The organism is Marinobacter sp. DSM 26671 (assembly GCF_900112835.1).
In the GTDB taxonomy this organism is placed as follows: Bacteria; Pseudomonadota; Gammaproteobacteria; order Pseudomonadales; family Oleiphilaceae; genus Marinobacter; species Marinobacter flavimaris.
The window spans coordinates 1-14,163 of the sequence record NZ_FONF01000016.1 but is presented as its reverse complement, the minus strand read 5'-3'; the positions used below and the strand labels follow the sequence as shown (position 1 = coordinate 14,163).

The window sequence follows — 14,163 nt, the reverse complement described above, 5'->3', positions numbered from 1 at the left end:
TCTGACACGTTAGCGGGACTCCGTCGCCATGTCGGTGACCGGAGCAGCCGCTGTGTGGCGCTGCACCATGGGCGGCAGCAGGCGGCTGAGTGTGTCGCTGATGTAGCTCAGGAACAGGGAACCCATGCTCTGGTCGAAATAGCCGGGCTGGCAGCTACCGACCGCAAACACGCCCGCCAGCTCGTCATGCCTCAGCGGCACCAGGGCGACCGAGGCAATGGGTTCTTCACGGTCCGGGAACAGAAACTCCCGTTCGCTCTCCCGGAACTGGCCGCACACGGCACGCTCACCTTCCAGCAGGCTGCCCAGGCGCTCACGGGCCGCAGAAGGACTGACCACATGCAGGGCGCCTTGAGAGGCCTCAGGCAGCTCAACATCGGTAAACAACAACACGGAAGCGGCGTCGAGACCGAAATCACCACGGATACTGTCATCAATGGCAGCAGCCATATCGTTGAGCGTCCGCGCTTCAATCACCTGCATCAGCAAACGCTTGCTCTTCTCGAACAACCGGTCGTTATGGCGGGCGATGGATACAAGCTCTACCAACTCCCTGCGCAGGGTGTCCCGCTGCTCCCGGAACAGATGCACCTGGCGTTCGACCAGCGAAATGGCCCGGCCACTGTCGTGGGGCAGGGTCAGGCTGCGCAGCAGCTCGTCCTGGTCGATGAAGAAATCGGGGTTGGCGCGCAGGTAATCCGCCACCTCTTCCCGGGTGAGCTCACCGGCCTTCTGGCGGGCCGTTTGTTCTGTCATGGAGTACTCCTGGCTGTCAGGATCGTTGTTTATGGGGGCGAGCGCTCCTGCGTCGACGACCACCAGAATCACCCGGCAGCCTCAACTGCCCCTCAAATACGCTGGTTGCAGGCCCTTCCATCATAACAGGGGTCCCTTCACCCTGCCATTCAATGACCAGAGGGCCACCCCGCAATTCCACTTCCACGCGGGCATCCAGCAGGCCTCGCAGGCAGCCGGCCACCACGGCGGCACAGGCACCACTACCGCAGGCGAGGGTCTCGCCCGAGCCACGCTCAAACACCCGCAGGCGGACATGGGTACGATCCAGAATCTGGAGAAACCCGATGTTGGCCCGTGCCGGGAAGCGGGGATGCCGCTCGAGCTTGGGCCCCAGCGTTTCCACCGGCGCCTGGTCTACATCCTCAACCAGCAGCACACCATGGGGGTTACCCATGGACAAGGCGCTCAGTTCCACTGTCTGGCCGTCCACATCCACGGTGTAGACATCCTTTCGACGGTCGGCGGCGAACGGAATGGCCGGCGGATTGAACTCGGGCACGCCCATATTGACCATCACCATGCCTTCCCGGCCGACACGGAGCTCGATCACGCCCTTGGCGGTCTGGACGCGGATGACCTTTTTGTTGGTCAGTCGCTGGTCCCGGACAAACCGGGCGAAGCAGCGGGCACCGTTGCCGCACTGCTCCACCTCGGACCCGTCCGCATTGAAAATGCGGTAGCGGAAATCGACATCCGGCAGCCCGGGCGGCTCCACCACCAGCAACTGATCGAAGCCAATTCCGAAATTCCTGTTGGCCAGTTCGCGGATCATCTCGGGGCGCAGACGAAAAGGCTGGCTGATGGCATCCACCACCATAAAATCATTACCCAGCCCATGCATCTTGGTGAATCGAAGCATGGGGCCCTGGGTCCGGCGTTGCTGTGTCATCTCCTCGCTCCCGCTCATTCCGGAAGGCAGCTCTCGGGTGCGAGCTGGTCTTCGAGAGTTTCACGGCGGCGGACCACATGCACCTGGTCGCCATCGACCATGAGTTCCGGCGGCCGGTTCCGCGTGTTGTAGTTTGAGCTCATGACAAAGCCATAGGCTCCCGCAGAGCGAACCGCCAGCAGATCCCCGGCCTGCAGGCGCAGGTGACGGTCCTTGCCCAGGAAATCGCCGGTTTCACAGACCGGACCAACCAGATCCCAGGCCTTTTCCTCACCATCCTGGTGTGGCTTGACCGGGATAATCGCCTGCCAGGCGCTGTACAGGGCCGGCCGGATCAGATCATTCATGGCGGCATCAATGATGGCAAAATTCCGGTGCTCGGTGCACTTCAGGAATTCGACTCTGGTAACCAGGATGCCAGCGTTGGCGGCAATGGATCGGCCGGGCTCCAGAATCAGCTCCAGTTTGCGGTCACCCAGGCGCTCGGCCAGCGCTTTCACGTAATCCGACGGCTGTGGTGGCTGCTCCTGGTTGTAGGTGACGCCCAGGCCACCGCCCATATCCAGGTGATGAATGTGGATGCCCTGGTCCGCCAGGGAATCAATCAGGGCCAGCACTCGGTCCAGTGCGTCGAGGAACGGTGACACGCTCGTCAGCTGTGAGCCGATGTGACAATCCACACCCTTCACGTCGAGATTCGGCATACCTGCCGCACGGGCATAGACCTGCGACGCTTCGGCAATATCAATCCCGAACTTGTTCTCTTTCAGACCCGTGGAAATATAGGGATGGGTACCGGCATCAACATCCGGGTTCACCCGCAGAGAGATCGGCGCCTTTACGCCGAGTTCTCCCGCCACCGCATTGAGCCTGTCCAGTTCGGTATCGGATTCGACGTTGAAGCAGCGCACGCCCACTTCAAGGGCCCGCTTCATTTCCCATTCCTGCTTGCCAACGCCGGAGAAGACCACCCGCGACGGATCACCACCGGCCCGCAGTACCCGCTCCAGCTCACCGGCCGACACGATATCAAAGCCGGCACCGAGCCGCGCGAGAACGTTCAGCACCGCCAGATTGCTATTGGCTTTAACGGCGTAGCACACCAGGTGCGGGTGATCCCGAAGAGCGTCATCATAGGCCCGGTAATGTCGCTCAAGCGTGGCGCGCGAATACACGTAGGCCGGTGTGCCAAAACGATCGGCAATGGCAGAGACAGGGATATCCTCGGCGTACAGCTCGCCGTCGCGGTAGTTGAAATGATCCATGAGTTTCCTGATTCGTTTAACGGGGCCGGGAGGCCATGGCGCTAGTCGCGGGTTTCTTCGCGATCGGGCTGCTCCTGGGCCGAATCCGGCCCGGACGTTATCGAAGCGGCCTGACTGTCACGGTACAACGGACCTTTCTGACCGCAACCGCTCACAACCAGAGCCAGCATCAACGTCATGATCGACAGAGTCCACGCTCGCATATCGGCTACCTACCCCTGAGTTCACTATGGGCGCAGTATACCTGACACCCGCCCCGGGCCGCGAGGTCAGCGAGTCCTCGCGAGGTGGCGGTTCAGGGAATCTTCCAGCACAGACCGGTAATACAGGTATTGGCTGGTCTGGATATCCTGCTGATACACCCGGGGGTCGAGGTCGTGGGGCAGGTGGATATCGGTCAGGTACACCGGGTAGACCTCATCGCTATGTCGGAGGGAGCGGATGTAGTGGGCCACTGCCGGAATCAACTGGTCGCCGTACTCCTGGACGCTGAATTCCTGGTCACCACAGAAAATGTCAAAGCGCAGGCGACTGTCGCCCTCGTGGATGCCCACGGCCTGCACCTCAAATCCGGGCAGAGGCACTCCCGAATCCGACTCCGGCCGGTACTCGGCCCGCCAGGCCCCGTCCCGCCGGACAATCTCGTAGCACTGGACGCCGGCCACAACGCCGGCGGAATCGGTATGGCGCAGCAATCGCCGCTCGATCAGGTTATCCAGGAAACGCAGTACCGGCACCAGCAAATGCCGTCGACTGGTCACCGCCTGTTCCCAGCTGAACACAGAACCCAGTTCGTCAACGACCCAGAGCCGGGCCTGATCGCCGAGAATACGATAAAACACCTGGATGTTGTCCGGTTCGCTGGCCAGGCAAACCGCCCGCAAGGCCGGCTCGTCCTGCAACGCGTAACGATCGAACACCACCGGCAGGTACCGCTCCTGGGGCAGCGCCAGATGCTCCATCAGCGCCTCAAAGCTGTCGAGTGCCACAAACCCCGGTTCCAGGCCGTTGAACTGGAGCAGGAAGTAGCGACGATCCATTTCAATCACATAGCGCAGCGGATGCGGGCCGGTACCTCCGGCAAAAAAGGGCCGGAGGACATCGGCAAACAGCTCCTGAACCCGGCGGGCAATGGCAGAGCCATGACCACGGTTGTGGCAGTGAACCTGAACGGCCGGCAATTCGTCGGGATTGGCTGCCACCGAGGCGAGAACATTCTTCAGGCACTGGATCAGTGTATCGCCCGCTGCGTAATGCTGGAGACTGACTTCATGCCAGCTGTTGAAGGTAATCTGGTCGATGCTGATGACCAGATTCTCCCGCCCGCCGCTAAAGCCCAGGGAATCGTGCCGGGAACTGAGCTTGTGAAGGCCCTTTTCCGTGAGGTGGGCCTGAGGGTCAATGCCGACGTTCACCAACAGCAGATTCCTCAATGGCCGGACGCCCCGGGACAACGCTTCCCGTTCCGCCGGGGCAATCGGAAATGGCAGGAACGCAGACAGGGCATCAAGCATTTCACGCAACTCGCTGACGGACGCAATACTGTTGCCCGACCGCACATTCAGCCGAGTCGAGCGGGTCAGCAGACCGTTGCAATAGCACCAGACCATCAGTTCCGCCAGATTGCCGGAGCGACGGATAACCGGCTGCCAGAAAGCGTCTGCCGGGTCTTCGAGGTCCCGGTAAAGCAGCCAGCCGTCGGCGTCGCCGCCCTGCTCCGACTGATGATGAAATGCCAGGTTTTCCTCCGCCAGCGACGGGGCCAGCCCGGGATTGATCTGCTCGATCTTGCCCGCCTTGCGCTGAAACGCGGCATAAAGCTTGCGGCCGAGGAGATTGATATCGTTGGCGCTGATGGCGGCGCGTTGGCCATGCTCCCTGGCCATTTTCGACAGCAGGCGGTAACCGTGGGTCAATTCGTTGACGATGGTGCGACGCAGGGTGGTGACATCCTCTGCCCGCCAGCGTTGACGATCATCCAGCTCCGCCAGCGTGTTTTCACTCCAGCCCCAACCTGTCACCAGCTGGCGCAGCAGGCGGGCACGCCACTGCTCACCGGAGACCTCGGACCGTGTCAGTGGCAAACCGGCTTTCAGATACAGGCTCCGGCGAATCAGGTCCAGCCTCGACGCCACTTCCGGCCCGGTCAGCCAGCCCTCCAGCCGATTGTAGAGCATGACGTAAGGGTCCAGACGGTCGGCATCGGTTTCGCCGCGGAAAACGGCCCGCTTGAACTGGCTGGACAACAGAGCCTCACCGGTGGTCCGCGCATAACATTCGATCAGAAGGAGTTTCAGAATCGACTTCCAGGGCGCATCAATCCCCTTGTACAACTGCCAGACGCCCGCACCAAGAAATTCTTCCTCCGGAATCGCCGGCACCGGGCCAAAATCGATATAGTCCTCGGCGCGCACAAACCGGTAATCTACCAGCTTGCGCATGCAGTCATCGTAGGTTTCCTCCCGCTCCGCAGGAATCAGCCACCACATGGGCCAGGCACCGGCCAGATGGATGCTGGTCCGATAGAACTCGTCCAGCAGCAGGAAATGCTGGGCGCTGCCACAGTTCTCGCCGGTCACCTCTACCCGTTGCCGACCGGCACGCCAATCCGAAGCACAGAAGACGAATACGTGCAGTTCGACACCGAAAGATTCCGCCCAGCGGGCCAGCTTCTCGGCTTTGCGCTCAAGACAGCGGATGCCCCGCTCGGGCAGGTCACTGCGGTGACAGAGCCAGACGTCGAGGTCACTGGCCACGGAATGGCCAAGGGTTCCCGGGCTGCCCATCAGGAACATGGCGTCCAGATCCGGTTTGCGCTTGCCTTCATCCTTCAGCGAAAAAGTCCGGGCCAGTCGACGAGCCGCATTGATGGTGGCCGGTGACGGCTGATAGTTGCTCAGGCCATAGGGGCAATCGCTGTCCAGGTAACCGGGCAGGGCCGGATGGTTGAGATGAAACACCAGCGGCAGAATTTCCAGCACCATCTGCTGGCGATAGGACAACGCAGAATGGGCACGGTCCCAGCGCTGCTGATTGACCAGCAGAAACCGGTCCCTCAGGCGACGGAGGGTCTTGCGATCTATTCCCTCCTCAAAGTCGAGGGAAATCGGGGCAACGTGGGCGGTCAAGGCGGCTCCGCAGAGAGGTTCTTTTCAGCATCAGTATGAGTATGATGTCGGCATCGTGGCAAAACCTTTAAAAAAATAAAAGCTGCAGGACACGCGAGGCTTACCCGCTGTGAAAGAATTCATCATTCGCCGCTACCGTTCGGACCAGTCCGCGACCTCCGGGCGCCAGACCGTTTTACGCATCGACGATGAAGGAAAAGTACTGTTCGCTGACCACCAGGCCGAGGCAGTGCTCGGTTATGAGAGTAGTGAACTGGAAGGCCAACCGGTGCACCGGATCCTGGCATCTCGCCAGGATGATCCTTTTGCACCGGCAAACCGCCACCGGATCGAGCGTGGCCAGAACGTCCTGGTGACCTTCCGGCACAAGGAAGGTTTCTTCTACACCGCCTGCCTGAGCCTGCGACTCGACGTTCGGGATTCCGACAAGGCGGCGAGTGCCACGATTGCCCTGTGCGACAGCTCAAGCAGGGATTCCCGCCTGTTGCGAGCAGCGGAGAGCATTGCCGGTTTCGGGATCTGGGAACTGGACACCCGCACGAATGAAATGACCTGGACCGAGGGAATGTTCCAGCTTCTTGAGCTGAGACCGGGCGCCGAAATCACGCCCGAACAGGCGCTTTTCTACTGCCAGACCGGCCAGGCCAGGGTCCGGGCCATGTTCCGCCGTTGCCTCCGAACCGGAGACGCATTTTCCCTCAATCTCGATATTGTTACCTCGCAACAGAACCATCGGCGGGTGACCCTCAGTTGTCGGGCCCTGAAACAGGGCGGCCGGATTACCGGGCTCGGCGGCACCCTGGTAGACCGGACCGCCGATATGAAACTCGACAGGGCTCGCCAGCACGCAAACACCATGCTCGCAGCGGTCACCAGCGCCACCTCCGATCTGGTTGTGGCAGTCGATCTCTCGTTCAACCTGCTCCACTTCAATGACGCCTGGGCCAGACAGTTTGCTGAAACCTTTGGCGGGCGCCCGGAGGCAGGCGACAACCTGAGCGACCTGCTTCAGGAGTTCCCGAACGAACGCAGGCTGATGGAACGGCTCTGGCACCGGGCTTTCGAACGTGACAACTTCGTGGTCGAGATGCCCATGGCCCAGCAGTCGCGCCAGCTACCAGTGCATGAGTTCCATTACCAGCGCCTGACCAACGACCAGGGCGAAATCACCGGCGCGGTGCACGTGGCCCGTCGCATTGAGCCCAGGCTGAATCACGCCTCCAGTGAGGAATACCGGATACGTCACGATCCGGTTACCGGCCTGATGAACAGAAAGGCATTCATCGCTCGGGTATTAAGAACCCTGGAGCAGAAAACCCATCGGGAATCCTGCGACAGCCTGCTCTACCTGGATCTGGATGAATTCGAACGCTTTAACGATCTTGCTGGCAGCGGCACCTGTGACCGCTACCTCAGGGAGCTGGCCGGCAACCTCGGCGTGCGCGTCCGGCAGCGTGACGCCCTCGCCCGCCTCGCTGGCGACACCTTCGCCCTTCTGATCGAGAACTGCCCGGAAGCGCGGGCCCGCAAGATTGCCCAGGAAACCCTTGATTTGATCGGCGACTTTGTCTTCGACTGGCAGGGTCACAGCCTCCAGACCACCGCATCGGGCGGCCTGTTGATTCTGGACAACGACGTCCCTGCGGATCCGGAGCAGCTTCTGGGCCAGGCTGCGGACCTGTGCCACACCGCCAAAACCTCCGGACGCAACCGGGTTCACGCGGCCAGGGCCATTGCCAACCAGACGGACGATTCAGTGGCCAGCAAACGGGTCGAGCAGATCCGCGACGCGCTGGACAAACAGTCGCTGATTCTGAAATACCAGGCCATGAGGCCGGTGGCCAGCCCCACCTGGGGCGATCACATCGAAATCCTCTGTCGGATTCCAACAACGTCGGATGATGAGACGACACTCCTGCCCGACGATTTCCTGCCCATTGCGGAACGGTTTGACCTGGCAAAGCGCCTGGATCGCCAGGTGATCCGGCAAACCCTGGAATGGCTCGGTAACCAGCCCTTGCTGGAACCCCGATTGAAGTACTGTGGATTTAACCTGTCACTGGCAACTGTGTTGGATGACACCTTCGCCGACTTCATGGCCGATGCCCTGAACCAATCCCCGTTTGCCCCGGACTGTTTCTGCCTGGAAATCCGTGAGGCCCACGCCACCCAGTATCCCGACGACGTGGCCGTGCTTTGCGACGCCCTGCATCGGGCAGGCTTCCGCGTCGCCCTGGACGGTGCCGGCGCATCGGTGGAAAGCTACAGCCTGGCGGCGAGATTACCCGTGGATATCATCAAACTGGACCGGAGAATGGTTCAGCAGCTGGAGGAAGACCCGGTGCAGCAGGTGATGCTGGAAGCACTGCACCGGATTGCCGAGGCCGCCGGCAAAGTGACGGTGGCCACGTTTATCGAAAGCGACGATGCCCTTCGCAAGGTACGGACTCTGGGCATTCACTACGGACAGGGCTACCGGCTATGCCGACCTGAGCCACTGGACGAACTCACGCCGGCGGCGGTAGACCTCGCTACGGGGCGAATCGGCGGTTAACCGTTTCGCCCCGCTGAGTGCGCCGGCTCAGCCCAGCTGGTTGCGGGCCCGACCGACCGCCGCACGCACCTGATCCGGCGCCGTGCCGCCGAGATGATCACGGGCCTGGACCGAACCTTCCAGGGTCAGCACATCGAAAACATCGGCGCCGATATGATCGGAGAACTGCTGCAGCTCTTCGAGGGTCATATCAGACAGGTCACGACCTTCAGCCACACCGAACGCCACGGACTTGCCCACGATCTCGTGGGCGTCCCGGAAAGGCACGCCTTTCTTGACCAGGTAATCCGCCAGATCGGTAGCGGTCGAGAAACCGCGCTTGGCTGCCACTCTCATGTTATCGGCCTTGGAGCGAATGGCCGGAATCATGTCGGCGTAGGCTTTCAGGCAGCCCTTGATGGTATCGACCGTGTCGAACAGTGGTTCCTTGTCTTCCTGGTTGTCCTTGTTGTAGGCCAGCGGCTGGCTTTTCATCAGGGTCAGCAGGCTGATCAGGTGGCCATTGACACGACCGGTCTTGCCCCGGACCAGTTCCGGCACGTCGGGGTTCTTTTTCTGGGGCATGATGGACGAGCCGGTGCAGAACCGGTCCGGCAGATCAATGAAGTCGAACTGGGCGGAGGTCCATAGCACAAGCTCCTCGCTGAATCTGGAAAGATGCGTCATCAGCAGTGCCGCAAAGCTGCAGAACTCGATGGCAAAATCCCGGTCGCTGACAGAGTCCAGGCTGTTCTCGGTGGGCCGGTCGAAGCCCAGCAGTCGGGCGGTCATTGCCCGATCAATGGGATAGGTAGTGCCTGCCAGGGCCGCTGCGCCCAGGGGCATTACGTTCACCCGCTTGCGGCAATCCTGCAGACGCTCGGCATCCCGAACCAGCATCTCGTACCAGGCCAGCAAGTGGTGCCCGAAGGTCACCGGCTGGGCAGTCTGCAGATGGGTGAAGCCGGGCATGATGGTGTCCGCCTCGCGCTCGGCGAGATCCAGCAGGCCAGATTTCAGGCGATTCAGTTCCTCGGCAATCACGTCGATCTCGTCCCGCAGGTACAGACGGATATCGGTGGCTACCTGATCGTTGCGGCTTCGGCCGGTGTGCAGCTTCTTGCCCGTAATACCGATACGGTCGGTGAGGCGTGCTTCAATGTTCATGTGCACGTCTTCAAGGCTGACCGACCACTGGAAGTTGCCGGCCTCGATGTCTGCCTTGACGCCTTTCAGGCCCTCAATGATCTGGTCCCGCTCGTCGGCGGTAAGCACGCCAACCTCGGCCAGCATGGTGGCATGGGCAATGGAACCGGTGATGTCGTGATGGTACAGGCGCTGGTCAAATCCCACAGATGCAGTAAATTTTTCAACAAAGGCATCGGTGGGTTCACTGAAGCGCCCGCCCCAGGGTTTTTCAGAGCTTGTGGTCTGGTCAGACTTTTTCTGATCCGTCATGGTTTTAGTCCTATAGTAACATGTAACTTTTGCTTAAGCGTCTGTTTTCACGTGGAATTGTAAAAGTGACACTTTTTGCTATTTTTCGGGTAATTTTGTCCTCATTGTAACGCTTCAAGATTCTGGAATCGCGCTAAATATCGTAGGACGGCTGGGGGTTGCCAAACATATCTTGGGTGGTTGCTGTTCGAACTCGGCATGGGGAAAATTTTCCTAAAGCCTAAAATCGTTCGTAAAGGTCGCAAAGCGAACATTCAGACTAGGGGTAACGCTGAAATAAGCGGCGGCCCGACAGGGACGTCCTGTGGAGGCCGAAGGCCGGAACGAACTTAATTGACTGGTTAAAACCTACCATCAGGAACCACTTGAATTAGCCAGCCGCACCGCAACATTGCTGTACTGCGACCCGGTTCCGTTGTCATGCCGCGACCCGAAAAGGCTGACCCATTGCCCCTGAACGAGCAGCATCTCGCCGTTGCCTGCACTGCTCCCATTTCTCGTTGTATAACTTCCAGAATAGTTGAACAGAAATTGGCGGGGCGAGCCTGCGACTGACTTGAGTTCATAACCGATGGACAAATCACCCGAAGAAGCAAAGCCTTTATCCTCGCTCGACACACTAACCTTTAAAAGACTGGATTCCCTGAGAAAACTTGGCAACAGGTCGGAGAGTGCGCCATCGGTTTTGGTGGCCAGGCACTGACAGTACCGAACCTCCAATACCAGCGGTTTATTAGCGAGATAGTCCTCAGGAGCCAAGTTTTCGGCAAGAGCAATACTGGGGATCAAAAATAGAAAAAACAGAGTAACTTTCGATGCGATCCGTTGCATGTGACCTCCTGTGTTTTCGTTTAACGACCAAGCTCACCTGCGACAATGGAGCGCAGCGGAATTGCCGTCCGGTGCAGCGCCTTGTTAGCTGTTACGTTCATATATAAATAGCTCGCCAAAATTTCCAAAATATTTGTGACTCTGGACACCTTTTGGTTTAAACCCAGATTTCTTCGCAACTACTTGAGCCGCATAGTTTTCTGGATGGCAATAAGCACGGACTTCTACTTCAGAGGATAACAGTTTGGCCAAAGCTGAAGTGACTTCAGTTGCTATTCCTTTACCAACTTCGTCATTGTTTACGCTGTAGTAGCATTCGACTATTCCATCATCATAAGGCGCATAGCCGCAAGAGCCGACATATCTATTGTTTTCTTTTTCAGCTATTGCATAGGAGTGAATAGGCTCATTTGAATCGTATGCATCGCGCACATAGTCAAAGAGTGCTCTTGCTCCATCTTCGGTTTTTTGTTCAGCCTCAAACATTAAGTATTTCGTTGACTCTTCATTCAACATGAATTCCAAAAAGCTTTGTAAGTCACGTTCTTCAAATCTTCGTATAACGAAACGTTTTGTTTCAACAGGTATTTTCATCAATCTATTCTTTATGCTTATGATTTTACAGCTAGCGCAACTCACCAGTTGCCCAGCTACATCTTCGACTGGCTGCACTTGTTAGCTGCCTTGATCTTTCTCTGAAAAGGGCTGGGCAAAATGCAAAAGTACGCCGCAGGGATCATATGCGTACGTGACTATTGCACCATAGGATTCAATCTGCGGAGGTTTGACACGAATGTTCTCGAATTCGCCCGACTCTACGATGCGATTTAGATGCACATACCATGCATCGGCATCGTCCACATCAATGTAAATCATGAAATTTTCAGCCCACTCCTTTGCATAGAAATCTTGAAGGTATAGGCGTTTGCCTGCCAACTCGATCTCAGCCAGCCCTTCCACGCGCCAATTGCATCGCCATCCCACGGCTTCATAAAAACGCAGTGATACTGCAATGTCCTTTGACGGGACGAAGACTTTTACGTCGCGAACTGATGGTGAATTTGACATGGTCTAAATAGTTCTCCTGTGACAGCTAACGCGAAAACGAAGCGGCGCGTCTCACGCGTCCGCCTTACGTGCTTTGTTACACCTTATACCCAGGCTGGAACTTAATGAATTCAATTCCTGGATATAACCTAACGGCCTCTGAATGAAGCTCATCTATAGCTTCGACCAAAGAATCGTAGGTCTGATACACGTGACTAAAGACGTTTTCCGTGGATTTGTAGGCAGTGATAGCTATTCTGTCTCCAACGATTCTAATTAGATCTTCGAGCGAGGCATCGTCGTCATCAAAACCAGACGCATCCAGTGCTGGTTGAAGCTCGTTAAAATGAAACTCTGTCCTCAGCCTTACTGATGTGATCGCCGCTTCAAACCGCTCCTGCTCGACAGAAAGCTGAAAGAGAAGATTTGGATCGCTCTCGCGTAATAGAAAATCGATTTCACTTAAATCCAACCTGAGATCACGGTACTCGGATGGGTAACTAGCAGGCATCTCGTAGAAGGCAGTTTTCTTGTCCTTCCAGTCGTCAAATCCCTTTATAAGATTCAGCAAAGCATTTGCCTGCCGCACGATTACGAAAAGAGCTCCGTTGACGGCATTAATTCGCCTCAACTGTTCTTTTTCTTCCTCTCTTTTTTGATTAAGAAGAAAAGCTGAGTAGGAACCAAAAAAAGCTGCTGCAATTATACTCACGGCATCAATCACAAAAGTGTAGGACTTTGGAATGATGCTTTCATCAACCGCTAGAGAGGAAAGGTACCAAAGGTTGAGCACAAGCCCCGCGACCAGTACGCCGAGAATTTCAGGGCGATATTTCTCCCACATCTAATTTGATTCCTCCGTGTAACGCCGCGCTCTGCGGCAAATTTGGAGCGCAGCGGCAAATTTGTCCGACAGCAGCGCCCTGTTAGGCGAGAAAATGCACCGCCAGCACATCATACGGCCACCCCGAAAAGCGCACCGACCCCAGCCGTCAAAGCCATTGCCAATGCCCCCCAAAACGTAACCCGAGAGGCAGCCTGAAGAACAGGAGCGCCGCCGACTTTCGCTGACAATGAGCCGAGCAAGGCAAGGAAAAGCAGTGAACTGCCGGGGACGGCCCACATAAGCAACGACGCTGGAAACAACAGGACGACGCATAGGGGAAGGGCCGCACCTACCGAAAATGTGCCTGCCGATGCAAATGCAGCCTGGATTGGACGGGCAGTAGAGACTTCTGAAATGCCAAGTTCATCGCGGGCATGCGCGCCCAGCGCATCCTGTTTCATCAGTTGACTTGCTACTGTGTCTGCGAGGGCTCGGTCTAACCCGCGCCTGACGTAGATCGCGGCAAGCTCCGCATGCTCTTGTTCAGGCGCATCAGCCAGCTCGGCCTTCTCTCTAGCAAGATCGGCCCCCTCGGTGTCGGCTTGAGAGCTGACTGACACGTACTCACCTGCTGCCATAGACATAGCGCCAGCAACTAGACCAGCAACGCCTGCAACCAACACAGCCTTGGAGTCCGCCCCTGCCGCCGCCACACCCAGGACCAGGCTTGCAGTAGATACAATCCCGTCGTTTGCACCAAGAACTGCAGCACGCAGCCATCCGATCCGTTTTGTTCTGTGCCGTTCAGAATGCTTCATGCGAAGTCCAAATATAAAGGTGGGCAGTAGCGCCTAACGCCGAAGCACAGCGGCGGCCTTGGAGTGGCGACGAAGGAGCCACGTAAAGGGCGTCCGGCGGCCATCGGCCGCGAACTGCTGCGCCTTGTTATGCACGCTGAGCCACCTTGCGAGACGCCACAATGAAAACGATTAGCGGCAGCCATACCAAAGTAGCCAGAACTGCCGCTTTGAAGCTATAGGGTGCAAACATTAACCCGTAGACCGCCCACGCTGGAAGGTTGAGCCAGACCGACACAATGTCAGATGCCCAAAACCCCTGACAGTGAAAACCAATCACCATTGCATCAGTAATATAGCAACCAACAGATTCAGCGGTCAGCGCACCACGCCCGATGAATACTGCGACGAAGATATCTGCCAACACTGCCAAACCGATCAATGTCAGCGCTCCACCTGATAATTTTTTAGCGATTGGCCAGTTCATCATCCTGCATAACGCTGAGCGAAGCGGCGGCCCGTCAGGGACGTCCGCCTTACGCGGCTTGTTAATCAAAATTTACCACCGTACCCCAAATAGCAAACGCACCG

General features: G+C 57.7%; 13 protein-coding genes. 1 reads left to right on the top strand and 12 read right to left on the bottom strand.

What is annotated here, in order from left to right:
• Positions 1-9: 9 nt before the first annotated feature.
• The 5 genes from BM035_RS16035 to BM035_RS16015 all read right to left on the bottom strand — a co-directional run bounded on the left by BM035_RS16035 (position 10) and on the right by BM035_RS16015 (position 6,080).
• Positions 10-756 carry a DUF484 family protein gene (locus tag BM035_RS16035; RefSeq protein WP_053114167.1) on the bottom strand — a complete coding sequence of 249 codons (747 nt, stop codon included), beginning with the start codon at positions 754-756 and terminating at the stop codon, positions 10-12.
• 16 nt (positions 757-772) lie between these two features.
• Positions 773-1,687 (bottom strand): diaminopimelate epimerase, encoded by a 915-nt coding sequence (dapF, locus tag BM035_RS16030; protein WP_008173211.1) that lies wholly within the window; start codon positions 1,685-1,687, stop codon positions 773-775.
• Positions 1,688-1,701: 14 nt separating this feature from the next.
• Positions 1,702-2,952 (bottom strand): diaminopimelate decarboxylase, encoded by a 1,251-nt coding sequence (gene lysA, locus BM035_RS16025; RefSeq protein WP_014575857.1) that lies wholly within the window; start codon positions 2,950-2,952, stop codon positions 1,702-1,704.
• Between the two features lie 41 nt (positions 2,953-2,993).
• On the bottom strand, positions 2,994-3,155 hold the full coding sequence (gene lptM, locus BM035_RS16020; RefSeq protein ID WP_227497818.1) for an LPS translocon maturation chaperone LptM: 162 nt from the start codon (positions 3,153-3,155) through the stop codon (positions 2,994-2,996).
• A gap of 66 nt (positions 3,156-3,221) precedes the next feature.
• Complete coding sequence (locus BM035_RS16015) at positions 3,222-6,080, bottom strand: class I adenylate cyclase (protein WP_092033143.1); 2,859 nt, start codon at positions 6,078-6,080, stop codon at positions 3,222-3,224.
• 109 nt (positions 6,081-6,189) lie between these two features.
• Here BM035_RS16015 and BM035_RS16010 point away from each other — a divergent pair, with 109 nt between their 5' ends.
• A complete protein-coding gene (locus tag BM035_RS16010) occupies positions 6,190-8,634 on the top strand; it encodes an EAL domain-containing protein (protein ID WP_092033140.1) in 2,445 nt (814 codons plus the stop codon).
• A 27-nt stretch (positions 8,635-8,661) separates the two neighbouring features.
• Here the strand turns inward: BM035_RS16010 and argH are convergent, their stop codons facing one another.
• The 7 genes from argH to BM035_RS15975 all read right to left on the bottom strand — a co-directional run bounded on the left by argH (position 8,662) and on the right by BM035_RS15975 (position 14,128).
• Positions 8,662-10,071: an argininosuccinate lyase gene (argH, locus tag BM035_RS16005; protein ID WP_092033137.1), complete on the bottom strand. Its 1,410-nt coding sequence runs from the start codon at positions 10,069-10,071 to the stop codon at positions 8,662-8,664.
• Positions 10,072-10,425: 354 nt separating this feature from the next.
• Positions 10,426-10,902: a hypothetical protein gene (locus BM035_RS16000; RefSeq protein ID WP_092033135.1), complete on the bottom strand. Its 477-nt coding sequence runs from the start codon at positions 10,900-10,902 to the stop codon at positions 10,426-10,428.
• Positions 10,903-10,986: 84 nt separating this feature from the next.
• A complete protein-coding gene (locus BM035_RS15995; protein ID WP_092033133.1) occupies positions 10,987-11,496 on the bottom strand; it encodes a GNAT family N-acetyltransferase in 510 nt (169 codons plus the stop codon).
• 81 nt (positions 11,497-11,577) lie between these two features.
• Entirely contained in the window at positions 11,578-11,970 is a 393-nt protein-coding gene (locus BM035_RS15990; protein ID WP_092033131.1) for a VOC family protein, read from the bottom strand.
• A gap of 76 nt (positions 11,971-12,046) precedes the next feature.
• The gene (locus BM035_RS15985) at positions 12,047-12,793 is read right to left on the bottom strand and encodes a hypothetical protein (RefSeq protein ID WP_092033128.1); all 747 of its coding nucleotides are present in this window, start codon (positions 12,791-12,793) and stop codon (positions 12,047-12,049) included.
• Between the two features lie 110 nt (positions 12,794-12,903).
• A complete protein-coding gene (locus tag BM035_RS15980; protein ID WP_092033126.1) occupies positions 12,904-13,593 on the bottom strand; it encodes a VIT1/CCC1 transporter family protein in 690 nt (229 codons plus the stop codon).
• A 127-nt stretch (positions 13,594-13,720) separates the two neighbouring features.
• A complete protein-coding gene (locus tag BM035_RS15975) occupies positions 13,721-14,128 on the bottom strand; it encodes a hypothetical protein (protein WP_217646357.1) in 408 nt (135 codons plus the stop codon).
• Positions 14,129-14,163 lie beyond the last annotated feature (35 nt).